Here is a 26,864-nt window from a genome sequence, read left to right on the forward strand (position 1 = left end):
CCCTCGTCTGTTCGGATAAGGATCAACGATACAAACGGTCAAGCATGAATGTTTTTGATGCGCATCTATCGAAATTGTCGCTTGATGCGGACGCCAGGAATGGCCTTGATAGTTGGAGCGGCGGATGAAGGATGGAAGATGGCGGATTTACCGCGACCACGGCGTACGCAAGAAGAAAGAACGGCGCAGACGCGACTGGCCTTGGTTCAAGCCACGATCGCGGTAGTCCACGAGCACGGCTATGCCGGCACGAATACGCAAACCATCGCAAGGCGCGCCGGCGTCAGCCGCGGCGCCATGCTTCACCACTTCGGCACGCGCGCGGCCCTGATGGCCGAGGTCGTGCGCCACGTCTTCGATGGAGAAATGGCGGAGTACGAGGCGACGCGTCTCGCGACCGGGCTTGGCAATCGCCTCGAAGACTGGCCGAAGATCCTTTGGTCGGTTCTGGGCCGTCCTTCGGGCATGGCGGTGCTGGAAATCCTTCAGGCGACGCGCAGCGATGCCGAACTCGCCCAATCGGTTATACCGATGCAGGAAGAGGTCGAGCGTTCGGCGCTGGCGGTCATGCGCAGCGCCTTCGGCGGCGACGAGACGCTGGCCCGAACGGTCATGCGCCTGATGGTGTGGTCGGTGCGAGGCCTGTCGATCGCGGAGCGCTACCTGCCGCATCGCGAGGAGAATGACGCGGCGATCGCGCTCCTGTCGGGTTTGCTGGGATTGGCTGCGCCAGACGGAAAGATGGCGTCGCTCGCCCGGATCGCGAACACGCCGTGAGGGCCATCCCCGTCTCGAAAGGGGCAGCGCGGTATATATTTTTGAGCCTGCGTGCTATCCTATGCGCGGAATGAAGCGTCATCGAAGCCCAACTGCAGTTGGGGAACTCGCAACCCAGGCGCGCTCCTACGGCATAGAGCTGGGAGAAGTCCGGCTGCGCGGATATCTCGATGAACTCAAAAGCATTCAGGATGCTCTCGATCATAAAAGCCATAGGGCCGCCGCCTGATCGATTCTCATCCCTGCTGCGGTGAGCAGCAGCCGGTAATCCAAAAGGCTTTGGTCTGGTTTGTTCGACACAGAACAAGCCGCGAAGGATGATTCTCTCGGTTTGCTCCCGTGCTATTGGAACTGGCTGAAGCTCGTCGGTAGATGTCCACTGTCCACCAATCGCAGTCGGGGCGGCCGTAGTTTCGCGGCCTGATACCGGTCTGGCTGCTTTGCGATAGCGCTCATGCCATTGACCGCTTGGAATGGCTACCTGGGGTGGATTTCAGACTGGCGGTTTTGACACCGGAAAGCATGAAAGCTGCCGCTGTAACGAGCAGTGGCCCGTGGCTATCGACAAAATTACGCTGTTCGAAACCACGAAGGCCCTTTGGCCAGAAACTGTGAATGTGTCTGACAATCCAAGTGCCGCTTACGAGATATACAGAGCCAAAGAGCAGGCGTTCCCGCAAGACGACGAGTGGCGGCAACGCGGCCTTTGGGCCTTTCATCAGGCACTACAAGATCATGAACGGCGCGCGATGGCGAAGGGCTTGCCACTTCGGCCCGGCGAGATCGCCTTTGCTGAGTTCGATACGTGGAGGCGGACAAACCTGAATGGCGATGACTGCTGGTTGGACGAGCAGGCGGAATATGAACGTAGCTGATCCTGCCATTGCATTGCTGCTTCGCTGAACAATTGTCCGCAATCGGGAAGTGTGGTGACAACCGGGAACGGCGAGGATGGGCGCGACCTGCCGGCAAAGCGAAACGTCCACAACTGGGAACGGAAAGCATGGCGCCGAACAGCCGCAAATGGGTCGCCTGCTGCCGGAACAGCTGCCTGTCCGCACCTCGAGACCGAAAATCGGCTCCTGAACGACAGAAAGGAGTCGACCGCCGACGTCCATGCTCACAGCACGCAAGAACAATCTCGGTCAACGGATGTTCGGAAATTGCTCGGACCGGCTCGACGACGTATATTTGCTTTGCTCATAGGCAGTCCACAAGCGCATTGTGTTGGTCTAACGGTCGATCCCAACAATACTCGTATCGATGACGACAACCCCTACGCGACAAATGAACTTCGGCTGCCAAGGCAGCGAGGGCCTTTAAACGCGATCGCCAGACCATCGGGCGACTGCCCAGATAACAGCACCTTCCGATCGGGAATGGATATCGGTGGTTGGGATTGAGCATTCCCGAGTAGGAGGACCGCCGATTTCTACGCGAAATGCGGTCTGGCACGTTTCTTGTTTGGCAGGGCCCCGCACAACCTCGTGGGGGCCCTATGAACAAGTTTCTGAATACCACTGCCACTCTAATGCTAGGCAGCATTCTCAATCCGGCTTTCGCATCTTCCGCTTTCGCGGCCGATGCGGCTGACAGCGCGGCGGCTGAAAGTGGCCCGGCTTCCGAAATCGTCGTCACTTCGCTCAAGCGCGAGATCAGATTGCAGGATGCGCCGGCCAGCATCACCTCGATTTCAAATGATACCCTGCGTTCGGCCAACATCGATTCCGTGAATGACCTCGTCCGCGTTGTCCCAAGTCTCACAATCACCGACGCCGGACCGGGCCAGCGCCGCATTACCCTGCGCGGCATCCGGAGTGCCGGCGATGCCCAAGTCGGTATCTACTACGATGAGACGCCGGTCGCCGGGCCGCCCGGCACCACCAGCGATCCTGGCGGCAGCCAGTCCGATTTCAAGCTTTACGACCTCGAACGCGTGGAGGTGCTTCGCGGTCCGCAAGGCACGCTTTACGGTGCAGGCGCGGTGGGCGGGACGATCCGCCTCGTCACGCGCAAGCCGGATTTCGAGTTCGGCGGCAACATCGACGTCTCGGGCACGACGACTGAGGGGGGTGGGCCGGGCTATCAGCTAAACGCCGCGCTGAACCTGCCGATCGTCAAGGATGTGCTGGCGGTACGCGGCGCCTATTTCCGCCGCGACAACGATGGCTGGGTCGACAATCCGGGACTGGGTCTCAAGGGCATCAACTCGGAGCGCAGTGATGGTGGCCGCGTGCTGGTGCGCTTCATTCCCGCGCCATGGCTGACCATCGACGGCGCGGCGCACTTCCTGTTCACCGAAGGTGGTGCCAGCACCTGGTCGCCGAGCGCGGGCAAGTACAATGCCGTCAACGCCTCGCAGGTACCCTATACCGACAAGCAGCGGCTCTACAGCCTGTCCGCGCGTGCCGAACTCGGTTTCGCGGACCTTGTGGCGACCACGAGCTACCAGGACCGCGATACGCTGGTGACGCGCGATCCGACGCCGCTGTTCCGCAGCTTCAAGACCCGGGCGACCTGCGCCACGCACTTTACCTCGGCGGTCTGCGCCACCAATGCCGGGTTTGCCGCCTACAACGCCTATGTCGACGGCCTGCTGCCGGTCATCTACTACCAGCCGCAGTCCGTGACCGACTGGACCAGCGAACTGCGTCTGCAATCGACCGGGACGTCCTGGTTCCAATGGACTCTTGGCGGCTTCTACGAGGATCGTGACGCCAAGGTGCTTTCCGAGGCGCGCCGCACCAACGCTTCGGACGGATCGCAGATCGCGGGGGCCACGCCGCTGCTCCAGCGCCACGTGGTGGATTATCTCAAGCAAAAGGCGGCCTTTGGTGAGGTGGCCGTCACGCCTCTCCCCGGCCTGACGCTGACTGGGGGCCTGCGCTATTACAGCTATGACAAGACCGTGGGCGGCGACACCACGATCGGGCTGGACATCCTGCGCACCGCAGTCACGCCCTGGGCGCTCTACAAAACGAAAAACAGCGGCTGGCTCTACAAGGGCAACGTGAGCTGGAAGGCGGCGGACAACGTGCTCGTCTACGGCCAAGTCGCTACCGGCTACCGACCGGGGGGCGTCAACCAGGTTCTGGGTCTTGCGCAGGCACTCTCCTACGCGCCGGATAAGCTGACCACCTACGAGGGCGGCATCAAGACTTCTTTCGGCGGCGATGCGCTTATCCTCAACTTCGGCGGCTACATCACCGACTGGTCGGATATGCAGGTGAGCATCAACAGCGGCAGCTTCCTCTATCTCGGGAATGCGGGCGCAGCGCGGATCAAGGGCGTGGAAGCCGAGGCAACCCTCAATCCCACGCGCGGGCTGACCTTCAACATCAACGCCGCCTTCACCGATGCCAAGCTGACCCAGGATCAGGTTCCTGACGGCGTCACTCCGCTGGCTTCGACGGCGCGGCGCGGCGACAAGATCCCGTTCATCGCCCCTCAGACCGTGAGCTTCGCCGGGCAGTACGACTGGGCGCTGGGCTCGGGCGGCTGGAGCGGTCTGCTGCGCGGCGATCTCAGCTATACGGGAGCCTCGCGCGCAGATTTCCGTCCCACTTCGGCCAGCTACCGCAAGGTAGGCGACTATATCCTGGCCAACGCCCGGATCGGCGTCCGTAACGAGCGCTATGGCGTGTTCTTCTACGTCAACAACCTGACGAACACGGTCGCGCGCACGTCCGCCGGCAATACCTTGGGCGGCACCACCGAGACGGTCACCACCCTTCCGCCGCGCACTTACGGCATCAATCTCACCGGCTCGTTCTGACCCGAAGCGAAAGAGCATTTTCATGAAGCACGCTTATCTTGCCCGCGCCGCTTTCGGCGCGCTTGCACTCGCATCGGCGCCCTCGGCCCATGCCGATACCCTGTCGGACAAGGACACAGCCGCCATTCTCGCCGGGATCGACGCCCGCAAACCCCAGCTCGCGGCGAATGCCCGCAAGATCTGGGAACTGGCGGAGATCGGCTTTCACGAGGAGCAGAGTTCGGCGCTGCTCCAGCAGCAGCTCAAAGGCGCCGGCTTCCGGGTCGAGACGGGAACGGACGGTATCCCGACCGCCTTCACCGCCACATACGGAAACGGGGGGCCAGTGATCGCGCTGCTGGCGGAGTACGATGCGCTGCCGGGTCTCTCGCAGACCGATCAGCCGGCGGAACAGTCGCGCGGCGGCGTGGCGGGCCATGCCTGCGGACACAATTTGCTCGGCACCGCCTCGGTCGAGGCGGCGATCGCGCTGGCCAAATGGCTCAAGGCAAGCGGCACGCCCGGCACCGTACGGCTTTACGGGACGCCGGCCGAAGAGGGTGGTTTCGCCAAGGTCTACCTTGTGCGCGACGGCTTCTTCAAGGACGTGGACGCGGTGCTGAGCTGGCACCCCAGCAGTTCCAACGGCGCGTCGCAAGGCCAGCTCCTGTCGATGGTGACGGCCAAATTCCGCTTCACCGGCGTCGCCTCCCACGCCGCTGCCGCACCGGAGCGGGGGCGTTCCGCGCTTGACGGCGTGGAAATCCAGAACGTCGCGGTGAACTACCTGCGCGAGCATGTCCCCTCGGACGCCCGCATTCACTACACGATCACCGACGGCGGCGATCAGCCGAACATCGTGCCTGCCCACGCCGAAAGCTTCTACTATGTGCGGCACTACGATCCGGAAGTCGTGCGGGACGTCTTCGAGCGTGTCGTGAAGGCCGGGGAGGGCGCGGCGCTCGCCACGGGCACGAAGTTCGAATACGAGATCATCGGCGGCAGCTTCAGCACCTTGCCGAACGATGCGCTTGGCCGGGTTGTCGATGCCAGCCTGCGGCAGGTCGGCGGCTACAGCTACACGCCGGACCAGCAAAGCTATGCCGATGCCATTGCCAAGACGCTGCCCAAGGGCGCGGCGAAGGGCGGTCCTTCCGAGATCGGCGCCTACGATTTCGGGCGCAAGGGTTCCGCTTCGTCGGATGTGGGCGATATCAGCTGGGTGGTACCCACCGCCAGCCTCGGCACCGCGACCTGGGTGCCCGGAACTGCACCGCACAGCTGGCAGGCCGCCTCGGCCAGCGGCACCTCGATCGGCGTGGAAGGCGCGGAAGTGGCGGCCAAGACGCTGGCGATCTCCGGCGCGCAGCTGTTCCTGAACCCGGCAAAGCTTCAGGAGGCCAAGGCGGAACTCCAGCGCAGCCAGGGGCCGGACTTCAAGTATGCGCCGCTGCTGGGAAGCCGGAAGCCGCCGCTGGACTATGCTCGCAGCGCGCTGCCGCAGGGGCGCTCGGGGAAGTAGACGCTATTCGGACAGGAAAAAGCCCGCCGCGATCCCAGGATCGCGGCGGGCTTTCCCTTGCGCTTGCTCAGCGGTTGCGTTCGAGCCGCTCGTAAGCGGCCTCCAGCGGGCGAGGATCGACCCAGTCCGCAAGGGCGAAATCGCGTTCAAGAAAGCCGAACAGGCCCAGCGCCTTCTTCTGCTGGTCGAAGAGCGCCAGCCGCTCGGCATCCAGCGTGGGATGCAGGGTCTTGTGGAAGTCCGCCCCATAGGCCTGCGTGACCGCCTCCACGCTGCCGCGCGTCTCGGACTGAAGAATTTCGTGCACCTGGGCGACATTCTGCGCCGCCCAGTCCGCCGCACGCAGCGTGCTTTCCAGGAACCGGACCAGATAGTCGAAGTGATCGTCGATCAGGCTCTGGTGAACTGTGATCGGGCGGGGCGTGCCGTTGTTCACGCGCGAGCTGCGGTTCGGCAGGTCATCGAGATCGATGCCCACGACCACACCTGCCTCGCGCGCGCCATCGAGTGCGGAAGCGCCCTTGACGTAGACCGCATCGACCTCGCCGTCGGCCAGGGCGTCGATCGCCCAGAGCTTGTTGAGGCTTCCCCGTCCCTGCTGGCTGTCTCGGCCCGCCCCACCGATGTTGCGGATGGTGCCGTCTACCTCGATCAGTTCCACATCGTCGAAGGTCAACCCCGCGGTGTGCAGCGCGCCCTTGTAGCCCAGCAGCGACATGCCCCGGCCGATACTGGTGCCGCGAATGTGGCTGGGGATCTCGTGATCGGTCCAGCCGGGCAGGGCTAGCCGCTTGCCCTTGAGATGCGCCGGTTGGGTAATGCCGGAATCGGGACGCACGAGGATGACCTGGCTCTCTTCGATCCAGGTCAGGCCAACCAGTTTGGTCGGCTCGCCTTGCGCGCGCGCCGCGAAGGCGAGGATATTGCCGCCCTCCCGGATCAGCGTGGGCAAGCGATGATCATAGTGCCTTAGGGCGATCTCGGGCGTCGATTCCTGCAAGGTGCGCACGGGAATGCCTTCGGCGGCGAATTCCTCGGTCAGCCAGCCCAGTTTGTAGGCCAGGCCGGTTGCAGTAGGCACGGGGCAGCGGGTGAACCAGATTTCATCCGGTGCCGAAGAAGCGGAAGGGGCAGGTTGGGTAGCCATGCAGGTTATCCTTTCTCTCAGAAATTCACGGAAACGGCACCGCCCCACACGCGGGGCTCGATGATGTACTTGATGTATCCGAAGTTCGCGGAAGGGATGATCGTCGAGGCCGCGTGGCTGTTGGTCACGTTGCGTGCGAAGATCGAGAACTTGATGTCGTTGGGCAGTTTCCAGCTGAGCGCTGCATTGCCCAGCCATTTCGGGCCCTGTTCCAGTGGCGCCGTCTGGGTGCCGGCATTGAAGTAAAGGTGTGAGCGGTAGGACCAGTTGGTTTCCGCGACGATGCGGTGGCCGTTGCCCAGCTCGAACGTGTAGTCTCCGGCCACGCTGGCGGTAACGTGCGGCGCGCGCACGAACTGGTTGCCAGAGCAGTCCACGCCCGCCTTGCAGTTGGGGAATTCGGTATATTTGGTATCGAGCAGGCCTAGCGTGCCGGTCAGGTGAAGGGCATCCACCGGTCGCGCGGTGAGAACGCCTTCGATGCCCTTGGACCAGCCTTTGCCCGCGTTGGATAGCTGGCTGAGCGGCAACTGGATAACCGTCACCTGGATATCGCTGTAGTCGTTGTAGAAGGCGGCGAAGTTCGCGCTCAGGCGGCCGCCGAACCACTCGGACTTGAGGCCGATCTCGTAGCTTTTCACGTACTCCGGATCGACCGTGGCAACCTGGGTCTGGACGGTTGCGCCGGTGTTGAAGCCGCCCGAGCGGAAGCCCTTCGCATAGCGGGCATAGACATTGAGGTCGCGGGTGAAATTGTACTTGGCCGTCGCGTCGTAGGTGAACGCGCGCCAGTTGCGCTTGGTGTCCTGCGCCGAGCGCGTGGCAATGCCGGTGCCGGTCACCGAATTGCGCGACCAGAAAGCCACCGTGTCCAGGTAAGTCAGCGTTCCGGTGCCACCGGTAGCGGTTCCGATGGTGTCGAGGTCAATTGCCTTGTCTTCCCAGGTATAGCGGCCACCAACGATGATTTCCAGGTTGTCCAACGGCTCGTACGTGACATTGGCGAAGAGGCCGTAGCTGTTGTTGGTCTGGGTGAACTGTGTGTTGGTCCAACTGGTGCGCAGGCCGACCGTGTTGGGCAGGACGGCGGTGGCGGCTTCGGAATCCAGCTTTTCGTAATAGTAATGCGCGCCAATGATCCATTTCAGGCGCCCCGCGTCCGGCGAGGCGAGCCGCAGTTCCTGGCTGAAGACATTGGCGTCCAGACTGCTGTACGTGTGGGTGCCTTCGTGGTTGACCTGGGTGCCGAGTTCAGATCGGTGCTTGAACTCATTGTAGCCGCTGATCGAGGTGAGGTGCAGGTCACCCACGTCCCAGTCGAGATTGAGCTGCACCCCGCGCTGGCGCAGATCCTGGCCGCTGTTGCCGAACGAGGAATTGTTCCGGTAACCCTGCGGCACCGCAAATCCAGCGCTGTCCGTTGCATTGACGCCCTGGTAGATGATGTCGCCGACGTTCTTGTAATCGCGGTACTGTACGCGCAGCAGGGCTTCGAAGGTGTCGGTTGGCTTGGCGAGGACCGAGAAGCGGGCTGCCGCCTCGCGGTTCTTGCCCATCGGCGTACCGTCGTGCTGGTTGGTGGCGAACCCGTCGTCATCGCGGAAATGGCCGGCGAACCGCACCGCCACCTTGTCGCTCAACGGCCCGCCCCAGGCACCTTCCAGCAAGGTCGAGCCATAGCTGCCATACTCGGCGCGGGCATAGCCGCTGGCGTCGAACGCCGGCTTGCGCGAGATGAAGTTGACAGCGCCGGCCGTGGTGTTCTTGCCCCAGAGCGTGCCCTGCGGGCCGCTGAGTACTTCGACGCGCTCGAGGTCGTAGATCGGGAAGCCCTGCGCCACCGGGATGCCCAGGTAGACTTCGTCCTGGTAGATGCCGACCGGGCTGGTCTGGCCGTTGCCGGGAACCGAGTTGCCGATGCCGCGCAAGTACCAGCGGGGCGTCAGGTTGCCCACGGACGTGTCGGCGCTGAAGCTCGGCACGAAGCGGGAGATGTCGCTGGCGCGCGTGATGAGGCGATCGCGCAAGGCGTCTCCGCCCAGCGCCACGACCGAGGCGGGCACATCCTGCACGCTCTGGGTTCGTTTTTGCGCGGTGACGAGGATCGCGCTGCCGCCCGCATCGTCGGCGGCATCGGTGGAACCGGCGTCGTCAGCCAGGTTTTCGGCACCGGCTCCGTCGGCTGTGGCTTCCGCATGGGCCGGGGCGCAAAGCGCTAGTGCAAGCGCGAAGACGCTTGTCCCGCCGATGCGGTGCGCGAGAAGAAATGGGGAGGGCTCCCTGAATGCCATGACGTGCCTGATTCCTCGATTGCGAACGTGTTCGCGATCGCAGGAGCAAGGCGCGTGCCACTTGGGAAAACCGTACCAAACCGGCCGGCTGGTTCGTAACTTCGGGGTTTATTGCGCAGAATGAAGCAGCCGGTGTGCGGATATGAACCGTTTTGCAGGCGGCGCGGGAAAGTTCAGGCAGCGCAGTCCTCTGCGCGCAGCGCGAGGGCAGCGGCGAGGGGGCGAGAGTCGACCCAGCCATCGATATCCACTGCGCTTTCCAGGAAGCCATGGAGCCGAAGGAACTGTTCCTGGGCGCGCAGCATGTCTATCCGTTCGGGTGACAGATCTGGATGCAGCGTGCGGTGGAAACCGTCTCGATAGGCTGCGTCCACACCTGCGGGGCCTGAGAACGTCTCGCGCTCGAGAATGTGGCGGAGCTGCGCAGGATGGCGCGCGGCCCAATCTGCCGCACGCAGGCTGCACAGCAGGAAGCGCACAACCACGTCGAAATGCTCCTCGATCATATGGCGATGCGTGACAATCGGGCGCGGGGTGCCATTGTTCACTCGCGTCATCCGGCTGGGATAGGCATCCAGATCGATGCCGACTACCAGTCCCAACTTCTGGGCCGCCCCGGCAGCGGCGGCGCCCTTGACGTAGACCGCATCGACCCGTCCGTCCGCCAGTGCCTGAAGGCCCGACCACATGCGCTGCATCATCTGCGGTTCGGAGAAATCGACTTGCGGTGTCGGAACATCCACGAACTGCACGTCTTCCAGCGTGAGGTCAGCCAGGCGCAGGGCGTTCTTTATCCCGTGTAGCGACATGCCGCGCACGACGGAGGCGCCACGGGTGGAGACATAGCCCGGCAGGGCGAACCGCAGGCCGCGCAATTGTCGCGGGTCGAATATCTCCTCTCCGGGACGGACCATGATCGCCTGACGCTCGTCGATCCAGGTGAGCCCGATGACGCGGGTTTCCGAACCCAGCGCGCGTGCGGCGAGAGCGGGAATATTACCGCCCTCACGAAAGAGGCTACGGACCATCGCGTGATGGTTCTGTTCGGCTAAGCGCATCCTGTCTTCGCGGATCCATTCCACGGCGATGCCGTTGGGCGCAAACTCCTCGTCGAGCCAACCGAGCGACCAGGCGATGGACGAGGCGGCCGGTATAGGCGAACGCACCAGCCAGATCCGATCCAGTTTACCTGCGTCGCCCATTATCATCGAGCACCATCTCCATCCGCCGGTCTTCAAGCCAGGCCGGTAGCTTCTGGCAAGGCCGGTGTAGCAAGGCCTGTGCCAGCGCGGTATCGTGAAAACGCGGCGGTCAGGACGATGCGTGCTGCGCGAAATCCCCCTGTCTGTTGCGCAGAATTGCGCAGCCGGCGAACCTGTCCAACAGGCTAGAGCGGTTTCAAGCCGGATGGTGTTGCATGGCATGATCCATGCTTTCCCTTCTTCGAACGGAATCTTTCGAAGGAGAGCAAAATGGCGCTGAGTTTCTATTGGCATCTGTCAACGGATGCGCCGGCCGATCGTGGGCGCGGCGAGTGGGCCGATGGGGGGCGGCCCTGGGCTCCGACGCGTGACGGTGCCAGTCGCCGCCTCCAGATCAATCACTACGATTATCTGACGCAAGTCGCACGTGCCGCCGAGTTGACCGGCTTTGACGGCATCGTCGTCCCCGATGAGCCACTGGGTGAAGAGCCCTGGATCGTGACCGGCGTGTTGCTGCGCGAAACCCGCCGCGTCGAGATCGCCACAACAGTCGCCTCCGGATCGGCCTCCGGGGTCTATCAGGGGAAGATGGCTGCAAGCGTCCAGCGTTTCTCCGGCGACCGGCAGAGCTGGTTGATCGACAGCGGCGAAGGGCCGGCCGCCGGGGATACCCTTCCGGTGGAAGATCGGGCGGAGCGCACCAGCGAGTTGCTGACCCTGCTGGACGGTATCTGGAGCGATGGGCCCTTCGATCAGGAGGGACGTCATTTCGTGGTCGAGAAAGGCGGGTTCGCGGGGTTGGTGAAGGGACGGAAGCGGCCGCCGATCTGGCTGCGCTGGTCAGATGAGCCCGGCCCCGAACTGATGCGCCATGCAGACGTGCTCCTGATCGATACGGATGTGCCGCTGCGTTCGTTGACCGAGGTTATCGCACCGCTGCGGCAGAGCCATCCCGCGCTCAAGATCGCCGCGCAGCTGCCGCTGTTGGCCCGTGCCGAGGCAGAGGACGTTGCCCTGGAGCATCAACGCCGCAACCTCTCACCTTCTGCCTTGGTGGGTACTTTTGACGAATTGGCCGCGAAACTCGGCGAGTTGGAACAGGCCGGGCTCGATATCGCGGTGCTGTCCGCGCCCGACCAGATACAGGAAGTCCACATCGCGGGCGAGCAGGTCATCGGCCGCTTCCGCGCCTCGGCTGCGCTTGCGGCCTGACGGAGAACCAGACACATGAGCATCGATTTCTACTGGCGCATTCCCACGCACGGATGCAGCAGCTCGCTGCGCGAACGCAGCACCAATCGTGGCGACTGGACGCCGCTGGCACCCGGAAACCAGGCGCCGGGCTGGGTGAACGGAGAACCGGACGGCACCAGCTATCTGGATCACATGGCCGAGATCGCCCGCGCTGCTGAAATTTCCGGGTTCGTCGGCGGATTGCTGCCGTCTTTCCCGATGACCGACGATCCCTGGGTGATTTCCGCCGCGCTGGCGCGGGCGACCAAGGCGTTCCGGTTCATGATCGCGTTCCAGCCCGGATTTCTCAATCCGGTCCGTGCGGCGCGCATGTCGGCAAGCCTCCAGCGCGCGACGAATGGACGGGTAGTCTACAACATCATAACCGGCGGCGGTGGACCCGCCCAGCGCTGGTGGGGCGATCCTTTCGACCATGACGACCGCTATGGCCGGACTACCGAGTTCCTCGACGTTATGAAGGGCGTGTGGAAGAACGGCCCGTTCACGCACAAGGGCCGCTTCTACGAAGTGGAGGATGCCGCGCTGGCGCCGGCGCTCTCGCGTGAGGATCTGCCGACGATCTACTTCTCCGGCTCGTCCGAAGCGGCGCTGCAATCGGCGGCACGTCACGCCGACTATTACCTGTCCTGGCTCGAACCGTTCCAGCAGCTTGCCCAGAAGTTCGATCAGGTGAAATCGCGCACTGCCGAGATCGGCCGGGGGATCAAATGCGCCATCCGCGTCGAAGTCGTGGCCCGCAAGACCGAGGAGGAAGCCTGGCGCGAGATCGAACTCGGCTTCGCCAACGTCAAGGCAGAGAGCCGGGAGGCATTCGGCGAGCGTCGCGGCGATTCCGTGGGCGTCAGCCGCCTTGCGGGGCTGGGCGTGGCCGATGCGCGCGACTACCGCGATCTCATCGTCTCGCCCAATGTCTGGGGCGGCTTCAGCCTGCTGCGTCCCGGCCCGGCACTCGGCATCGTCGGCAGCTACGAGAACGTCGCGGCGCGGCTGGACGAGCTGATCGGCCTTGGCGCGGACTCGTTCATCCTTGCGGCCACCCCGCACCTTGAAGAAGCCTACCGCGTGGGTGAGGAAGTCCTGCCACTACTGGGGCATCAGGCCGTGCAGCGGCTCGAAGCGGCGGAGTAACGCCGAACGATGATACAAAAAGGCCCGGCGCGACCGTCCGTCGCGCCGGGCCTTTTTTGTGTTACCCGCTCTAAGCTTATGGTTTGCGCGCATTAGCGCGCGGTGGGATCGCTCCACCAGCCCTCAAGCTTCAGGTCCTTGATCGCCTGGTCGACATAACGCCGGTCGATCAGGTTGGAGACGTCCACCTTGCTGCGCGTCAGCCCGGTGCGTGAAGCATAGTCCGCCACGAAGTCGAAGTGCTCCTGGATGGCGGGCCCGGGGAGGGGCGAGTAGCGTTGGCGCCAGGGCAACGGGTTGTTGTCGGTATCCTTGATCACGGCGGCCAATGGCGTGCCGCCCAGAGTTCCCCACGACAGCACGGTGTCCCTGTTCTTCTCGTCGCTGGACCACTGCGCCTGCCGTACGAAGGCGGTCACGACGGTCTGCACGATATCGGGATGGGCATCGAGGAAGTCCTTGCGGGCGAAAGTGCCGGCGGTCATCTTCCAGCTTTCCGGGGCATTGCTGGTGGACCAGAGGATGCGCGCCAGCCCCTTGTCCTGGAGCACGTAGGCCTCGGCCTGGATGAGGACGATGCCGTCCACCTTGCCGCTGGTCAGCGCGGCCTGACCCGCCACGGCATTGACGTTGATGATCTTGAAATCGTCGAGCGTCATGCCCTGCGACTGGACGTAACGGGCAAAGCCCGCCTCCCAGGGGCGCCCCCGGTGCAGGGCGATCCGCTTGCCCTTGAGGTCGCGAAGAGTGCGGGCGGTGGAATCCCTGCCAACCGCCAGATAGATGTTCGTGCTGGCGCGGCTGGGCACGACGAGGCGCAGGTCGACGCCGCCGGCCATGGCGATCACCGAGGGCAGGTCGCCGTAAGCGGCAAGGTCGATGGTCTTCGCCGCGAAGCCTTCGTTGACCACCGGGCCGCCGACCGAGGCCGGCACCGGCACCCAGCGCGCCTTCCAGCCCTTCTTGGCGAGTTCGGCATCAAGCCAGCCATCCTCCTGGATGCGGGCGAGACCGCCGATGAATTCGTTCTTGCCGTCCTTGGGCGAGACGATGCCGGCGATGTCGACGATTTTCTCCTCCGCTTCGCCGCCCTTGGGAGAGCAGGCACCGACAAAGGCGAATAGCGGAAGCAGCAGAGCCAGAACGGCACGGCCTTTGATCATGGTGGAACTCCGAAAGTAAAGGCGTTCAGCCGCGCGGGCGGGCCGGGAAAGTGACCAGCGTGCCGTCATCCTCACGCGGTTCGTGGGTAAGTTCGGCAAGGATTTCGTCCTTCAGGCGATGCAGCAGCGACGAGGCGCGGTCACGCGGATGCGGCAGGTCCACATCGACGATCCGCGCGATCCGGCCGGGACGGGACGACATGACGACCACCCGGTCGCCCAGGAAAAGCGCCTCGTCCACGTCGTGCGTAACCATGATCATGGTCGTGCCGGCTTCCATCCAGATGCGCTGGAGTTCCGCCTGTACCTTGACGCGGGTGAGCGCATCGAGAGCGCCGAGGGGTTCGTCGAGAGCGAGTACCTTGGGCTCGTTGACGAGGGCACGGGCGATCGCTGCGCGCTGGGCCATGCCGCCGGAAAGCTGGTGCGGATAGGCGTCACCGAAGTCCGACAGGCCGACGAGCGCGAGGTGCTCCGCGATCAGCCGGTCTCGCCGCTCGCGCGGAAGTTTCTGGTTGAGCAGGGCGACCTCGACGTTTTTCGCCACGGTCATCCACGGGAACAGGCGGTGGTCCTGGAACACCAGCCCGCGCTCCAGCCCGGTTCCGGCGACCCGCGTATTATCCAGCCGTATTTCGCCCTCGTAATCGTTGTCGAGCCCCACGATCAGGCGGAGCAGGGTGGACTTGCCGCAGCCGGATGGCCCGACGATGCTGACGAACTCGCCCGGCCGGATCGCGAGGTCGATGCCGTCGAGTACGGTCATCGCCTTGCCGCCCATCGCATAGTGCTTGGACAGGCCGGAAATCCGGACGGCCCCGGTTCCGTCCTGCGCGGGCCTGGGTGCGGGATCGCGAAGCGTTCGGTGGTCGGTCATGGCCTGTCCTATCTTGCGGCGGCGCCCTGCCAGCGCAGCAGACGCGCGCGCAGGAGAGCGAAAAGCTGGTTGAGGGTGAAACCCATCACGCCGACGCAGGCGACGCAGACGAGCACGACGTCGGTGCGGGCAGCGACCTGGGCGGCCATCATCTCGGTGCCGAGGCCGGCCGTGGCGCTGAACAGCAATTCCACGCCGATGGTGGCGATCCAGGAGAAGGCGAGCGCCTGGGAGATGCCGGTGAAGATCAGGGGCAGGGCACTGGGCCAGGCGATCAGGCGCAAGGCCTGCATCCGCGTGAAACCATAGAGCCGCCCGACTTCGGCATAGCGCTTCTCTATCGCCTGCATGCCCTTCTGGGTGTTCAGTACCGTAGGGTAGAAGGCGGAAAGCGAGACGAGCAGCAGCTTTGCGCCGTCGCCATTGCCGAACCAGAGCGCCACCAGCGGTAGCCACCCGAGGATCGGCACCTGACGCATCGTGGTGATGAGTGGCGAGGCGGTACGGTCCAGCAGGCGGGAGAGCCCGGTCGCGATGCCGGTCGCCACGCCGATCGAACCGCCGATCAGCAGGGCGGTGAGCGCGCGTTGCAGGCTGGCTCCGGCGTGCAACAACAGCGAGCCGTCGGCGAGCATCTCCGCGAAGCTGCGACCGATCTGTTCCAGCGGGGCGAAGGCGTAGGCATGGCCGGCGCTCTGGCGCGATTCCCATTCCCACCAGCCGAGCACCAGCGCGGGGAACAACAGCGCGAGCGCCAGGGAGCGCAGGCGCGAGGTGAAGGGTTGAGAAACCTGCACTGTCATGCCGCCCTCCAGCGGGTCAGGCGGCGTTCGAGGCGGACCATCGAACCGTCGAGCAGAAAGCCGACCAGCCCGGCCACGAAGACTCCCGAGAGCACCACGTCGATCTGGAACAGTTGGCGCCCCATCTCCATCATCTGCCCGAGCCCGCTGTCGGCGGCGAGCAGTTCCGCGGCCACCAGCGAAAGCCAGCCGCGCGTGAGGCCCAGACGCAGTCCGGTCAGCACTTGCGGAACCGTGGCGGGCAGGATCAGCCGGCGCAGGAATGGCAGCAGCGGCATGCGGTAGAGGCGAGCGACTTCGCGGTGGCTCTCCGGGATGTCGCGTACGGCATCGTGCGTGGCGAGCGCCGAAGGAAAGAAGCTCGCCATGGCGACGATCACGATCTTGAAGCTGTCTTCCACATCGAAGAACAGGATCAGCAGCGGAATGAAGGCGATTACCGGCACCTGCCGCACGCATGTGAACGTCGGCCAGAGCAGCCGATGGACGCCGCGCGAGAGGGCCATGGCGGTGCCGATGGTGATACCGAGGATGCTGCCGGCAACAAACCCGTTCGCCAGCCGGTAAAGACTTGCCAGGAGGTGACGTTCCAGTTCGCCGCTGGTGGCAAGCGCCAGCAGAGTGGCGCCGACCTGCTCGAGCGGCACCAGCACTTGCCGGGGCCAGATGCCGCTGAGGGCCGCGATCTCCCACAGTGCAAGCAGCGCGGCGAGGGGGGCGATCCGAAGCAGCACCGCCAAGGGGGCCGATGCCGATCTTCGGGGACTTGTGGCTTGCACTGCGGAGCGACTCCCTGCGCCGATGCGGACTGCGTCGATTTCAGCAAGGTCCGTGCCAGTCGCTCTAAATGGCGGTTTGGAGAGCGGGGGACGGATTTTCAGGGAGTGGACTGTCGAAAATTGCGCAGCGCGTGTTCCGATACGACCAGATCGCCGATTGGCTGTGGAATGCTGGCCCTGCGCTGCGCATATCGGCGCAGCCACGCGGGTTTTCCAAGTGCAGTGCTGCGTCCGGCGGACTGTTTTGGCCGAACGGCACGCATGTTGCTTCTCAAGCGGGACTAACACGCCGAGAAAGGTCCGCGCTCATGTCGATCTCCGATACTTCATTTCCCAAGGCCGGACGCCGTTATGGCGCACGATGCATCGCGCTGCTGCTCATGGCCGCGTCATTGGCACCGCCGCTCGCGATCGCGCAGAGCGCACCGCGCGCCGACCCGGAGCAGGGCGACGGCCGGGTCTCATCGTTCTACGAATGGAGACAGGGGATACCCGAAACGCCGGGCAAACTGCTGCGCAGCGAGCCGCTGCCGGAAACCATCGGCCTGTCCAGCGCGGGGCGGCAACTTCGCATCCTTTATACATCGACCAGCGGGTTCGACAGCAAGACGCCCATCGTCGTATCCGACGCCCTGTTCCTGCCCAAGGGCAAGGCCCCCGCGGGCGGTTGGCCCGTCATTGCCTGGGCGCACGGCACCGTGGGTCTTGCGGATATCTGCGCACCGTCCTGGGCTGGCCGGTCCTATCGCGACACGGCTTATCTCAATCGCTGGCTGGAGCAGGGCTACGCCATCGTCGCCACCGATTACGAAGGGCTCGGCGTGCCGGGGCCGCATCCGCTCATCAATATCCCCGCGGTCTCCTACGGCGTGCTCGATAGTATCCGCGCGGCGGTGAACGGCGTGCCGGAGATCGCCAATAACGCCGTGATCGTCGGCCAGTCGCAGGGCGGCGCCGCCGCTTTCGGGGCGGCGTCCTACGCCCCGACTTACGCGCCCGACATTCACCTCAAAGGCGCCGTCGGCACCGGCGTGATCTACAATCGTTCGCCTAACTTGCCGCCGCTCCCGCCGCCGCCCGTCAAGCCCAACCCCAACGTCTTCGATGGAGCCATCGTCTACAGCCTGTTCGGCTTCGTGGTTTCGCAGCAGTTCGATCCAGCGCTGCAGTTCTCCGATGTGTTCACCGAGAAGGGCACGGCCCTCGCGGAAAAGGCGCGGACGAGTTGCCTTGCGGCGGTTGACGCCGATGCCGAGTTCGGCGGCTTTACCCGCGCCGAGACCTTTCTGGCCACCCCCGGCGAGCGCTACCGCCGCTTCCTTGCGTCTGCCGACGAACGCGCTGCGCGCTACAGTCGTTACCCCACCCTGAAGCTGCAAGTTCCGGTCTTCATCGGCACGGGAGCCTCGGACCTGACGCCGTCCGCGCTCAATCAACTGGCCCTGATGAAGGACGCCTGTGCTGCCGGCTCCGTGGTGGAAGGGCACGTCTATGCGGGGCTGGGACACAGCGCGACGGTCAACGCTTCCTTGCGCGATTCCATACCATTCGTGAAGAAGCTCTTTGCCGGCGAGCGGATCGAGTCGATCTGCGAACCGCACTTGCAATGACGGGAACGGGAGCGCTTCGTCGCGAAGCGCGCCCGCTGGAGCTTGCGATGTCCGATCAGGGCTATTCGTCTGGCTCTTCCGCCATGACGATCGACAACAGGCCCGGGAAGCGGAGGTCAAGGTCATCCCTCCGCAAGGTTGCGGCACGGCTGTTGCCGCGATCGACCTGGCGGATCAGCCCCGCGTGCCGCAGAACCTTGAAATGATGGGTCAGCGAGGCCTTGCTCACCGGAAAGCCGAACGAGGCGCATGTCCGCTCGCTGCCATCCGGCAACCGCGCCAGAGTGGCGACCACATGGCGGCGCAGCGGGTCGGCAATGGCCGAGAGGACGGCACCCAGTTCGATCTCGTGACGATCCGGGTGTCCTTCTTCGTCGCTCATGACAAGGTAAGCCTTTCGTATTACCTAAAGTGCAGGTATGGCCATCTTCATACCAATGGAGGCGAAAATGTCCAAGAATGCACCCGATCTTCCTCAGCCGCAGGCCGGAGAGGTGGGTCCTTACGCTCTCGTGGGAACGGCGCGCGCGCTACCCGGTCGCGCCGATGCACTGGAAGAGCGATTGCTTTCGATGGTGGCGCCCACCCGTCTTGAGGAAGGCGCGCTGGCCTATCACGTTCACCGGAATCGGGACGATCCCTTGCTCTTCGTATTCTACGAGGCATGGCGTTCGCGAGCGGATCTCGAACTGCATCTCGAAATGCCCTACGTCGCCTCGTTTCTTGCGGAGCGCGGCGACTATCTCGACGGAGATCTCGAGATCACCTGGCTGCGCATGGCGAGCCCTTACGCGGACTGACCGTGGGATCTGATGATCAATCTCCTGGGAATCGTCGGCCCCCGATCCGAACGAGCGCGCAGGCCTTGCCCTTGCGCGCTCTTCGTGATCGGTCTCAAAAATTGACGCCGAACTGCGCGACGATCGAGCGGCCACGGGTCGGTTGCAGGAAGGCGTTCGTCGAGCCGGCCAGTCCGCTTACGAAGTTGAGCTGGTCGGTCAGGTTGAGCACCTGGATCGCGGCGTTCCAGCGCGGCTGGCGATAGAACACGCCAAGGTCAAGGTTGTAGCTCGTGGGTATCCGCACCGTCTTGCTCAGGTTGAGATACCAGGGGCTCGTCAGCCAGCCGGAAAGCTCGGCGCCGAAGCCGGAGGGATGACGCCAGTCGATATAGCCGCTGAGGTTGTACTTGGGGATCTGCACGGCATCGTAGCGGCCGGACGGAAGCTGGTTCAGCACATTGCTGTCGCTGAACACGGTGCCGTTGTCGGGCACGAAGCCGCGCGGCGCGAAGCCGGCCTGCGAGGTATATTCGTTATAGGCCGACAGATAGTTGAAATTGACACCTGTGCGCCAGGCCTCGCTCGGCTGGTAGCGCAAGGTGGTTTCGATCCCCTTGACCTTGAGACGTGCGATGTTGTTGAATTGATCGGGGCTCTGGTCGCGCGCTTGCCAGAAACCGGCAAGCGTGAAGAACAGCTGGCCGGCTAGCGGCTCCGCCTTCAAACCGACCTCGTAGAGTTCGCTCAGGCTTTTGAACTGGAGCGGGTTCAGCAGGTTGGCGGCAGCACCGCTGCCCCAGCTTAAACCGTTCGCGAAGCCGCCGGTATTGATGGCGATCGAGCGGTCGTAAGTGAAATAGATCGTCGAATTCGCGGTGGGCTTCACATAAGGGCTGACCTGGACCGAATAGAGCTTGTAAAGCCCGCTGTCGGCGCGGTCGCTGCCGCCGGGAAGTACGAAGGGGTTCTTGATGGAAGCATCGACCCAGCTATGGCTTGCGCCCGCGTTGAGCCCGGCAAACGTGCCGAACTTGAGGTTGTGCTGGGTGAAGATCGTGGTCGTGCTCCACTTGGATTGCGACGTGTAGGACGCCACCGATTCCGCGTAGAGGCCGTTCCCCGCATAATACATCGGCGGCAGGCTCAGCCAGCCTAGCGAACTGGAATATTGCGGTACGCCGGCCGTTCCGATCCATGCGGCGTTTCCGCCATTGGGGTTCGATCCCGTCAGCCCCAGCAGATCACCGGGGTTCTTGGTCGAAGGATCGAGCGTCAGGTCGTAGGCGTAGATGTTGAAGAAGCTGTTGTTCGCGGCGATGGAGCGGTTTGTCTCGCGGCGGTAGATCGCACCGGTATTGCTGTCATCGTCAATATCCAGCCCGAACAGATTTTGGAAACGATGGCGCAGTTCGAGGCGGTTGTCGAAGATGCGGTCGCGCGATTGCACCTGGAACGATCCCACCGCGTCGGTCATGTCGTTGGAGCGCTGATAGAACGTGCTGTTCACCAGGCTGGTGTTCTCGTCGAACTCGTAGTTCAAGCGGAGCTGCGCGGTCAGCCGGCTGGCGGTGTTTTTGTCCTCCGCGCGCTGCGAGCGCTGGCGTGAGAGCTTGACCTGTTCGTTTCCTTGCAGCGAAGGGTCGTAGACCCAGCCGCGAACGGTGCCGGGGCTGGTCTGGGTATTGGGCGAGCCGGCCTGGAACGATCCCGGGACGACTACGTACTGACCATCCGAATTGCGTGCGCGCCTGACCCAGCCCAGCGTCGCGGAATCGGCAGCGCCCGAGGCGAAGACGGGAGACCAGTAGGTCGAGCCGTTCTGAATCACCGGGGTCGCGCGGCCGGCATCGTAGAGGCCGTGGTCGACCAGATCCTGGGTGGCGCGATTCCAGCCGTGTGTGACGTTCCAGTCGTAGTAATTGTCGTAGGACAGGTTCAGGTCGGCGCGGAACTGACTGTCGGGTTTCCAGGCCAGCGCGCCGTAGAAGGCGTAGTAGTTGTTCTTGACGTTATCGTAGTAATCGTCCTGCTTCTGCACCGTCACGCTGGTGCGGTAGGCCAGTGTGTCGCTGATCGGGCCGGTATCGTCGCCGGTGACGGTGAAGGCCAGTTTGCTGTCACCGTCGGGGATCAGCGTTCCGATGCGGGCACTGACGCTGGAGCGGCGCTGCCCGAAGTCGGGCTTCTTCGAGATATAGTTGATATACCCGCCGCTGCCGGTCACCGATCCGAAGATCACCGAGGAAGGCCCGGCCACGATATCCGCGCCTTCATAGGCGTTGAAGTTGGCGGGATGGCGCACGGCATAGCCGCGCTGGCCATCCTGGAACACCTCGGAAGCCTGTCCGCGCAATTGCGGCGCGATCCCCGCGTTCTGACCGCCGCCACGGGTGATGCCCGGTGCATATTTGGCCAGATCGTCGGAACTGGTGATGATGTCCTTGGTAAGCTGCTCTGCATTGATCTCCGTTACCGAGCGCGGGATGTTGAGAATGGGCTCGGCCGTGCCGTAGATCGAGCTGGGTGCGCGTGTCGGCAGAACCGAGGTTTCCCTGTTGATGCGCTCGCCGTTGACGGTGATCGAACCGTTCGCGTTCTCGGCATTATCCTCCGCGTAGGCAGCGGCTTCCTTATCGGCGGCATGTGCTTCCGCATGGGCGCCCCCCGACCAGACGAGCCCGATGATGCTTATGCCGTGAAGGTACTTGGTGACGCGCATGAACTGCTCCTGCTTCGAGCCGATGATTTCGGTGTTTCCCCGGGGGCGGAGCCGAACGCCTTGCTGCGGGCCCCTTATGGATCGCGCCGCCCTTGCAAGCCTTTAAGCAAAGGGCGTGCCAGAGAAGGTATTCGGAGCGGCTTTCATTATGTGGATCGGTAATCGTGGTGATTTGCCAGCAGAGTTGCTGGTCCTTGATCAGTAATCGGCTCGGTTCCGGCACTCCGTGTCGCCGCTTTGACGACGATGACCGCCGATCCCGCAGAATGGCCCGGCTCTTGCTTCGCCTGTGTAATGGCGAGCCTGAGAGCGAAGCGCGGCCTTCATGCCGCTCTCGCGGAGGCCTCGCTTCTGCACGAGCAAGAAGTGGAACGGACATGGCAGTGAAGATCTTGTGGTACCTCACCGCGCCCGATGGCGTTGTGCCCTGGGAGGAAAAGGGCCGCTGGGATACGGGGTTCGATCATCTTCAGCAGCTTGCGGCAACGATCGACAAGCTGGGATACTACGGCGCGCTGCTCGCAACCGGCTATGGCGGCAACGACGTGCTGACCGTGGCAGCGGCAACGCTGTCGGTGACGCGGCGCATGACATTCCTCGGCGCCATTCATCCCGGCCTGCTTTCACCGGCGAAGCTGGCGCAGATCGCGCTGACCATCAACACGTTCTCGGACGGGCGCCTGGCGCTCAACGCGGTGAACGGTAACGACGCCACCCAGCAGGCTTATGGCATGCACCTTGCGCACGACGAGCGCTACGATTTCAGCCTGGAATACTGGCGTGCGTTCAAGCACGCCTATTCGGGATCGCCCGAAGGTTTTCATGGCAAGTACGTGCAACTGGCGCCACCACCGCCCGGAGGTTATCGTCCCGCGCATGCCGGGGCGGAGCGGCCGTCCGTGCCGCTTTGGGGCGCCGGAGCCTCGGCGCCGGGGGTGGCCCATTCGGTGCAGCTTCTCGATACCTATCTGAGCTTTGCGGATACCCCGCAGCGGCTGGGCGACAAGTTCCGCCGGGTCGGCGCGGAAGCGGCGAAGCTGGGGCGGACGCTCGAATTCGGCACCCGTTTCCAGATCATCGTGCGGGAAACCGAGGAAGAAGCCTGGGACTACGCGCAGTGGCTGGTCGACCAGACGTCCCTGGACTACGCGCATCAGTCGCTGCGGCGGCAATTGCCGCCTGGCGAGACGCTCGAAACCTACCGCAGTCCGAACGAACAGATAAACCGCAATCTCGACGCGATCCGCGCCGGACGATTGCCCCGTGCGCGCGACTACGAGATCTATCCGAACATCTGGACCGGCCCGGCACTGCACGGTTTCGGTCTGCTAGGGCCGGGGGCCGGCACCACGCTCGTCGGCAGTGCGGAAAACGTGGCGGCGCGCATCCGCGAGTTCGAGGCGCAAGGGACGCGGGCCTTCATTCTCTCCGGCTGGCCATTGATCGAGGAAGCGCACCGTGTGGCGCATTTGCTGTTCCCGCTGCTCGACCTCGATCATGGCTTCGAAGTGCCGCTGCTCAATGCGAAGCGGGCGCGTCCGCTCGTATCCGCAACGTGAAGGACGGACATTCATGACCGCCATTCTCGCCGCCGAAGCGCTTGACCAGATATTCGGCGCTGCCCGCAGCAACCATCGTTTCCTCGACCGAGCGATCGACGATGCGACCATCCGCAGGCTCTACGAACTGACCAAGCTGGCACCCACCGGCTTCAATTCCCAGCCCGGCCGCTATGTCTTCGTTCGCAGCGAGGAGGGCAAGACAAGGCTGGCTCCAGCCTTGTCTGGCAGCAATCGCGAAAAGACGCTTGCCGCACCGCTCAACGTCGTCGTGGCCCGGGACAGCCGCTTCTTCGAACATCTGCCCGCGCTTCTGCCCGGCCGCGACGTCAGCGCGTTTTTCGTCGAGGAGGAGCGCATCCGATCGGCAGGCGTCTTGAACGCGGCCTTGCAGGCTGCATTCCTGATCGTGGCGGCCCGCGCCGAGGGGCTGGATGCTGGCCCGATGACCGGGTTCGATGCGGCTGCCCTGGACCGGGAGTTCTTTCCGGACGGTCGGCTCCGGTCCCTGCTCGTCCTCAACCTGGGCTATGGCGACCGCCGGGACATCCGGGAACGAGGGCCGAGGCTCGCATTCGAGGAGGCGGCACAGATTCTTTAAGTCCCCGGAAAGGGCCGCGCACCAGTGGCGGCGGCGGCCCGCTCCCAGGGGCCGGTCGCTTCGGGCTACTCGGCTGCCACAGCAGCTTCGGCGGCAACCAGCGCGATGGCTTCTTCCAGTGGGCCGTGGTCGATCCAGTCGCGCACGTCGAAGTCGGCTTCCAGGAAGCCCCAGTCGCGCAGGAAGTCCTTTTGTGCCGAAAGCCCGGCGATGTACGTTTCGGTCAGTTTCGGGTGCAGGCTGGTGGCGTAGCGAGGGAATGTCGCGGCGATGGTGCGACGGTCGGAGCGGCCGTCCTCGCGTGTGAGGGCGTCGAGCGCCTCGCCGGGGTTGGCCTCTGCCCAATCGGCTGCGCGGAGCAGCGCGGCGATGTAGCGTACCACCAGGCCACGGTGCTCGGCGAGAAACCGCCGATGCACGGTCAAAGGGCGGGGCGTGCCGTTGTTGATCCGGCGAAGCGGATCGGGCTGTTCGGTCAGGCGTACCAGTTCGCGCAGGCGCTCGGCATGTTGGTTGAACAGCCGCAGGCCGGAGGATTGGCGGAGGAACACCGCATCCACGCGGCCGTCGAACAGGGCCTGGAGTTCCGCCGAACCCGAGCCGCGTCCGGCGCCGCGATCGGCCGGTACGTCGATGAAAGTCACGTCCGCCGCTCCAAGACCGGCGATCGCGAGGCCATTGGCCAGGCCATGGAAATTGGCGCCGCGCTGGAAGTCGATGGAGATGCCTGCGTAGAGCGGGACTGCCAGCCGTTTCCCGCGCAGTTCGGCCAGCGAGCGTATGCCGCTATCGGCCCGCGCGACGATGGACTGGAATTCATCGACCCAGCTGATCGCCAGCACGGCTGTGTCTGCGCCCCTGGATCGCGCCCATATCGGGGGTATGTTGCCGCCTTCGCGCAGCATCGCCGGGTTCGAGTGGTCGAAATGGCTTTCGCGCAGGCTGGGGTCGCTCGATTCCTGAAGCGAGCGCAGCACCGCGCTGCCGTCCGCGAACTCGTCCTGCAAAAAATTCTGCTGGATCGCGATGGTGGAGGCGGTGGCCCCGCCGCAGCGGGTGAACCAGATTTCGGTATCGCTCATCTGATGGCTCCTTGGTTCAAAAGGTTCAGGTACGGCGCCACAGCGCATCGGTGCGCCAGGCGGAAAAGGCGGTTCGGTCCGGGGTCACGCCGCCAATCAGGCTGGAGGCGGCGTCCTGGTTGTTGGCGAAGCCCCAGATAAGCATTCCGCCGCGCTCGTGCTGGATGCGCTGTGCCTCGCCGACCAGTGCCTTCCGTTTCTCGACATCAGGCTGGGCTGCGGCGGCCGTTACCAGCCGGGAGAATTCGGGGTCGCTGAAATGAGTACGGTTTCCTGCCGAGCGCGGCCCGTCGTGCTGTTGCAGCGTCAGCAGGAACGGGCGCGAAACGCCGACCACGGTGCTGAAGGTCCAGTTGTTCTTGTCCGGACCGTTGAAGATGGAATCGTCTACGAGCTTGATCTTCACGTCCACGCCGGCTTCTCGCGCCTGCTGGGCAAAGACGATCGCTGCGTTCCCGCCCGCACCCGCCGTGGTGACGAGTTCGACGGCAAGGCCGCCACCGTGCCCGGCCGAACGCAAAAGGCTGCGTGCCTCTGCAATGTCGCGTCCGCGTTGGGGGATGTCGTGGTTGAAGGTAGGATCGCTGGGCGCATAGAGATCGTTGGCGACGCGGCCCTGCCCATGCAGCACGCGTTTCACCAGTTCCGGCCGGTCAGCGATCAGGCGGAAAGCCTTCGCCACCCGCGGATCGTCGAATGGCGCTTTCGAAAGGTTCATGGCGAAGCCATGCCACGCATCGGTCTCGGAGGAGACGACCTGGAATTGGGAGGAGTTCCTGAAGAAGGCGAGCTGCTCGAAGCCGATCGACGGTGCAATGTCGACCTGCCCGGTCTGCATCGCCTGAAGCCGGGCAATCGGATCCTTGAAGTCGATGATCTCCACTTCATCGAGATAGGGCTGGCCCTGCTTGTAGTAGTTTTCGAAACGGCTGAACACGGAACGCTGTCCGGGTGTGAAGCTCTTGAGGCGATAGGGACCGGCGCCGACCGGGTTGTTCACCGGGTCATAATCGGTCGGGACGATGCCGCCCCAGCTCATCCACAGCTCCGGCAGCGCGGCGAGGCCGTGGCCCTGCTCGAATGGAATACGGACCGTCAGCGGATCGAGCGCCTTGACGCCATCACGCTGCAACGAGGGCAGGTAGGAGCCGTAGGGCGAAGCAAGCGCGGGATCGGTGAGACGCAGGATCGAGAACACCACATCCTGCGCGGTGATCGACTTGCCATGGTGGAACTCCAGCCCTTTCCTGAGGCGAATGGTCCATTCGGTAGCGTCATCGTTGACTTCGGCAAACTCGGCGAGCGCCAGTCCGGGATTGGCGTCGCGCTTCCATTCCCACAGCTTGCTGTAAAGAGCCCAACCCCGGAACGAGCCGGTGCCGAGCGGCTTGTGGGCGTCGAGGTTGCCGGTCTGCGCGCCGGCGATGATGGCAAGCCGGGCCTTGCCGCCTTGGCTCGGGGCGCTACCGGAAGGAGCCTTGCCCGGCTTGTCCTCGCTGCATCCGGCCAGCAGGCCGGCACCCAACAGGGCCCCGCTGGAAATGGCAGCCCCGCGGGCGAGGAAGGCGCGGCGGGAGTGAGGGGTGGTCCCGGTCATCGCGGTGCATTGCCATGCGTGCCGCGCGCGCGGTCGCCGGTTTGGGGCAGGGTTGGGGACACGGTGCTCTCCTCGGGTAATGTTGCGAGGGGGGAGGAGCAAGGGCCATGCCAACCGTGCGATGGCGAAGGTCCCGTCCGCGCAGGCAGGGATTGCTGCGCCGGGTTGAGCAGCCGGACCGCGAGAGTTGCTGCTTTCTGCGCAAACGGGGAGGAGG

General features: G+C 64.1%; 21 protein-coding genes. 10 read left to right on the forward strand and 11 right to left on the reverse strand.

The features are described from left to right. Window positions 1-201: 201 nt before the first annotated feature. From ACI3K3_RS00065 to ACI3K3_RS00080, 4 genes are all read left to right on the forward strand, one after another. Window positions 202-777 (forward strand): TetR/AcrR family transcriptional regulator, encoded by a 576-nt coding sequence (locus ACI3K3_RS00065; RefSeq protein WP_404911332.1) that lies wholly within the window; start codon window positions 202-204, stop codon window positions 775-777. Window positions 778-1,250: 473 nt separating this feature from the next. Then, a complete protein-coding gene (locus ACI3K3_RS00070) occupies window positions 1,251-1,652 on the forward strand; it encodes a hypothetical protein (protein WP_404911333.1) in 402 nt (133 codons plus the stop codon). A 623-nt stretch (window positions 1,653-2,275) separates the two neighbouring features. Beyond that, window positions 2,276-4,552 (forward strand): TonB-dependent receptor, encoded by a 2,277-nt coding sequence (locus tag ACI3K3_RS00075; RefSeq protein ID WP_404911334.1) that lies wholly within the window; start codon window positions 2,276-2,278, stop codon window positions 4,550-4,552. A 22-nt stretch (window positions 4,553-4,574) separates the two neighbouring features. Continuing rightward, entirely contained in the window at window positions 4,575-6,053 is a 1,479-nt protein-coding gene (locus ACI3K3_RS00080; RefSeq protein ID WP_404911335.1) for an amidohydrolase, read from the forward strand. A 67-nt stretch (window positions 6,054-6,120) separates the two neighbouring features. On the opposite strand, the gene ACI3K3_RS00085 is transcribed toward ACI3K3_RS00080, so the two are convergent. The 3 genes from ACI3K3_RS00085 to ACI3K3_RS00095 all read right to left on the reverse strand — a co-directional run bounded on the left by ACI3K3_RS00085 (window position 6,121) and on the right by ACI3K3_RS00095 (window position 10,693). Then, a complete protein-coding gene (locus ACI3K3_RS00085; protein ID WP_404911336.1) occupies window positions 6,121-7,200 on the reverse strand; it encodes an ABC transporter substrate-binding protein in 1,080 nt (359 codons plus the stop codon). 17 nt (window positions 7,201-7,217) lie between these two features. Further along, window positions 7,218-9,491: a TonB-dependent receptor gene (locus ACI3K3_RS00090; RefSeq protein WP_404911337.1), complete on the reverse strand. Its 2,274-nt coding sequence runs from the start codon at window positions 9,489-9,491 to the stop codon at window positions 7,218-7,220. A 173-nt stretch (window positions 9,492-9,664) separates the two neighbouring features. Next, window positions 9,665-10,693 (reverse strand): ABC transporter substrate-binding protein, encoded by a 1,029-nt coding sequence (locus ACI3K3_RS00095; protein WP_404911338.1) that lies wholly within the window; start codon window positions 10,691-10,693, stop codon window positions 9,665-9,667. A 270-nt stretch (window positions 10,694-10,963) separates the two neighbouring features. Between ACI3K3_RS00095 and ACI3K3_RS00100 the strand changes: the two genes are divergently transcribed. Both ACI3K3_RS00100 and ACI3K3_RS00105 read left to right on the forward strand, forming a co-directional pair. Next, window positions 10,964-11,905 (forward strand): LLM class flavin-dependent oxidoreductase, encoded by a 942-nt coding sequence (locus ACI3K3_RS00100; RefSeq protein ID WP_404911339.1) that lies wholly within the window; start codon window positions 10,964-10,966, stop codon window positions 11,903-11,905. A 15-nt stretch (window positions 11,906-11,920) separates the two neighbouring features. Then, window positions 11,921-13,075, forward strand: coding sequence for an LLM class flavin-dependent oxidoreductase (locus ACI3K3_RS00105; RefSeq protein WP_404911340.1), 1,155 nt, complete (start codon window positions 11,921-11,923; stop codon window positions 13,073-13,075). A 92-nt stretch (window positions 13,076-13,167) separates the two neighbouring features. Here ACI3K3_RS00105 and ACI3K3_RS00110 read toward each other — a convergent pair whose 3' ends face one another. Genes ACI3K3_RS00110 through ACI3K3_RS00125 form a run of 4 tightly spaced genes read right to left on the reverse strand, consistent with a single transcriptional unit; the run spans window position 13,168 to window position 16,652 of the window. Beyond that, window positions 13,168-14,238, reverse strand: coding sequence for an ABC transporter substrate-binding protein (locus ACI3K3_RS00110; RefSeq protein ID WP_404911341.1), 1,071 nt, complete (start codon window positions 14,236-14,238; stop codon window positions 13,168-13,170). A gap of 25 nt (window positions 14,239-14,263) precedes the next feature. Continuing rightward, window positions 14,264-15,115 (reverse strand): ABC transporter ATP-binding protein, encoded by an 852-nt coding sequence (locus ACI3K3_RS00115; RefSeq protein WP_404911342.1) that lies wholly within the window; start codon window positions 15,113-15,115, stop codon window positions 14,264-14,266. Window positions 15,116-15,123: 8 nt separating this feature from the next. Further along, complete coding sequence (locus ACI3K3_RS00120; RefSeq protein ID WP_404911343.1) at window positions 15,124-15,918, reverse strand: ABC transporter permease; 795 nt, start codon at window positions 15,916-15,918, stop codon at window positions 15,124-15,126. Continuing rightward, window positions 15,915-16,652 carry an ABC transporter permease gene (locus ACI3K3_RS00125; RefSeq protein WP_404911551.1) on the reverse strand — a complete coding sequence of 246 codons (738 nt, stop codon included), beginning with the start codon at window positions 16,650-16,652 and terminating at the stop codon, window positions 15,915-15,917. The genes ACI3K3_RS00120 and ACI3K3_RS00125 overlap by 4 nt, the downstream gene beginning before the upstream one ends. A 353-nt stretch (window positions 16,653-17,005) precedes the next feature. Between ACI3K3_RS00125 and ACI3K3_RS00130 the strand changes: the two genes are divergently transcribed. Then, on the forward strand, window positions 17,006-18,307 hold the full coding sequence (locus ACI3K3_RS00130) for a lipase family protein (protein WP_404911344.1): 1,302 nt from the start codon (window positions 17,006-17,008) through the stop codon (window positions 18,305-18,307). Window positions 18,308-18,368: 61 nt separating this feature from the next. Here ACI3K3_RS00130 and ACI3K3_RS00135 read toward each other — a convergent pair whose 3' ends face one another. Then, window positions 18,369-18,689: an ArsR/SmtB family transcription factor gene (locus ACI3K3_RS00135; protein WP_404911345.1), complete on the reverse strand. Its 321-nt coding sequence runs from the start codon at window positions 18,687-18,689 to the stop codon at window positions 18,369-18,371. Window positions 18,690-18,756: 67 nt separating this feature from the next. On the opposite strand from ACI3K3_RS00135, the gene ACI3K3_RS00140 reads away from it, so the two are divergent. Beyond that, window positions 18,757-19,107 carry a putative quinol monooxygenase gene (locus ACI3K3_RS00140; protein ID WP_404911346.1) on the forward strand — a complete coding sequence of 117 codons (351 nt, stop codon included), beginning with the start codon at window positions 18,757-18,759 and terminating at the stop codon, window positions 19,105-19,107. Window positions 19,108-19,201: 94 nt separating this feature from the next. On the opposite strand, the gene ACI3K3_RS00145 is transcribed toward ACI3K3_RS00140, so the two are convergent. Continuing rightward, the gene (locus ACI3K3_RS00145; RefSeq protein ID WP_404911347.1) at window positions 19,202-21,808 is read right to left on the reverse strand and encodes a TonB-dependent receptor; all 2,607 of its coding nucleotides are present in this window, start codon (window positions 21,806-21,808) and stop codon (window positions 19,202-19,204) included. A gap of 377 nt (window positions 21,809-22,185) precedes the next feature. Here ACI3K3_RS00145 and ACI3K3_RS00150 point away from each other — a divergent pair, with 377 nt between their 5' ends. Both ACI3K3_RS00150 and ACI3K3_RS00155 read left to right on the forward strand, forming a co-directional pair. Continuing rightward, on the forward strand, window positions 22,186-23,367 hold the full coding sequence (locus ACI3K3_RS00150) for an LLM class flavin-dependent oxidoreductase (protein WP_404911348.1): 1,182 nt from the start codon (window positions 22,186-22,188) through the stop codon (window positions 23,365-23,367). A gap of 13 nt (window positions 23,368-23,380) precedes the next feature. Further along, a complete protein-coding gene (locus ACI3K3_RS00155) occupies window positions 23,381-23,968 on the forward strand; it encodes a malonic semialdehyde reductase (RefSeq protein ID WP_404911349.1) in 588 nt (195 codons plus the stop codon). A gap of 65 nt (window positions 23,969-24,033) precedes the next feature. On the opposite strand, the gene ACI3K3_RS00160 is transcribed toward ACI3K3_RS00155, so the two are convergent. Further along, entirely contained in the window at window positions 24,034-25,050 is a 1,017-nt protein-coding gene (locus tag ACI3K3_RS00160; RefSeq protein ID WP_404911350.1) for an ABC transporter substrate-binding protein, read from the reverse strand. 25 nt (window positions 25,051-25,075) lie between these two features. Then, the gene (locus ACI3K3_RS00165; RefSeq protein WP_404911351.1) at window positions 25,076-26,647 is read right to left on the reverse strand and encodes an ABC transporter substrate-binding protein; all 1,572 of its coding nucleotides are present in this window, start codon (window positions 26,645-26,647) and stop codon (window positions 25,076-25,078) included. Between the last annotated feature and the right edge of the window lie 217 nt (window positions 26,648-26,864).

It is taken from the genome of Novosphingobium sp. ZW T3_23 (assembly GCF_044987305.1).
Taxonomy (GTDB): domain Bacteria; phylum Pseudomonadota; class Alphaproteobacteria; order Sphingomonadales; family Sphingomonadaceae; genus Novosphingobium.

What these genes read in the sequence shown, in the direction of transcription:
- ACI3K3_RS00070 (WP_404911333.1), top strand. Translation starts at nt 1,251, where the DNA reads ATGGCTACCTGGGGTGGATTTCAGACTGGCGGTTTTGACACCGGAAAG.
- ACI3K3_RS00075 (WP_404911334.1), top strand. Translation starts at nt 2,276, where the DNA reads ATGAACAAGTTTCTGAATACCACTGCCACTCTAATGCTAGGCAGCATT.
- ACI3K3_RS00080 (WP_404911335.1), top strand. Translation starts at nt 4,575, where the DNA reads ATGAAGCACGCTTATCTTGCCCGCGCCGCTTTCGGCGCGCTTGCACTC.
- ACI3K3_RS00085 (WP_404911336.1), bottom strand. Translation starts at nt 7,200, where the DNA reads ATGGCTACCCAACCTGCCCCTTCCGCTTCTTCGGCACCGGATGAAATC.
- ACI3K3_RS00090 (WP_404911337.1), bottom strand. Translation starts at nt 9,491, where the DNA reads ATGGCATTCAGGGAGCCCTCCCCATTTCTTCTCGCGCACCGCATCGGC.
- ACI3K3_RS00095 (WP_404911338.1), bottom strand. Translation starts at nt 10,693, where the DNA reads ATGGGCGACGCAGGTAAACTGGATCGGATCTGGCTGGTGCGTTCGCCT.
- ACI3K3_RS00100 (WP_404911339.1), top strand. Translation starts at nt 10,964, where the DNA reads ATGGCGCTGAGTTTCTATTGGCATCTGTCAACGGATGCGCCGGCCGAT.
- ACI3K3_RS00105 (WP_404911340.1), top strand. Translation starts at nt 11,921, where the DNA reads ATGAGCATCGATTTCTACTGGCGCATTCCCACGCACGGATGCAGCAGC.
- ACI3K3_RS00110 (WP_404911341.1), bottom strand. Translation starts at nt 14,238, where the DNA reads ATGATCAAAGGCCGTGCCGTTCTGGCTCTGCTGCTTCCGCTATTCGCC.
- ACI3K3_RS00115 (WP_404911342.1), bottom strand. Translation starts at nt 15,115, where the DNA reads ATGACCGACCACCGAACGCTTCGCGATCCCGCACCCAGGCCCGCGCAG.
- ACI3K3_RS00120 (WP_404911343.1), bottom strand. Translation starts at nt 15,918, where the DNA reads ATGACAGTGCAGGTTTCTCAACCCTTCACCTCGCGCCTGCGCTCCCTG.
- ACI3K3_RS00130 (WP_404911344.1), top strand. Translation starts at nt 17,006, where the DNA reads ATGTCGATCTCCGATACTTCATTTCCCAAGGCCGGACGCCGTTATGGC.
- ACI3K3_RS00135 (WP_404911345.1), bottom strand. Translation starts at nt 18,689, where the DNA reads ATGAGCGACGAAGAAGGACACCCGGATCGTCACGAGATCGAACTGGGT.
- ACI3K3_RS00140 (WP_404911346.1), top strand. Translation starts at nt 18,757, where the DNA reads ATGTCCAAGAATGCACCCGATCTTCCTCAGCCGCAGGCCGGAGAGGTG.
- ACI3K3_RS00145 (WP_404911347.1), bottom strand. Translation starts at nt 21,808, where the DNA reads ATGCGCGTCACCAAGTACCTTCACGGCATAAGCATCATCGGGCTCGTC.
- ACI3K3_RS00150 (WP_404911348.1), top strand. Translation starts at nt 22,186, where the DNA reads ATGGCAGTGAAGATCTTGTGGTACCTCACCGCGCCCGATGGCGTTGTG.
- ACI3K3_RS00155 (WP_404911349.1), top strand. Translation starts at nt 23,381, where the DNA reads ATGACCGCCATTCTCGCCGCCGAAGCGCTTGACCAGATATTCGGCGCT.
- ACI3K3_RS00160 (WP_404911350.1), bottom strand. Translation starts at nt 25,050, where the DNA reads ATGAGCGATACCGAAATCTGGTTCACCCGCTGCGGCGGGGCCACCGCC.
- ACI3K3_RS00165 (WP_404911351.1), bottom strand. Translation starts at nt 26,647, where the DNA reads ATGACCGGGACCACCCCTCACTCCCGCCGCGCCTTCCTCGCCCGCGGG.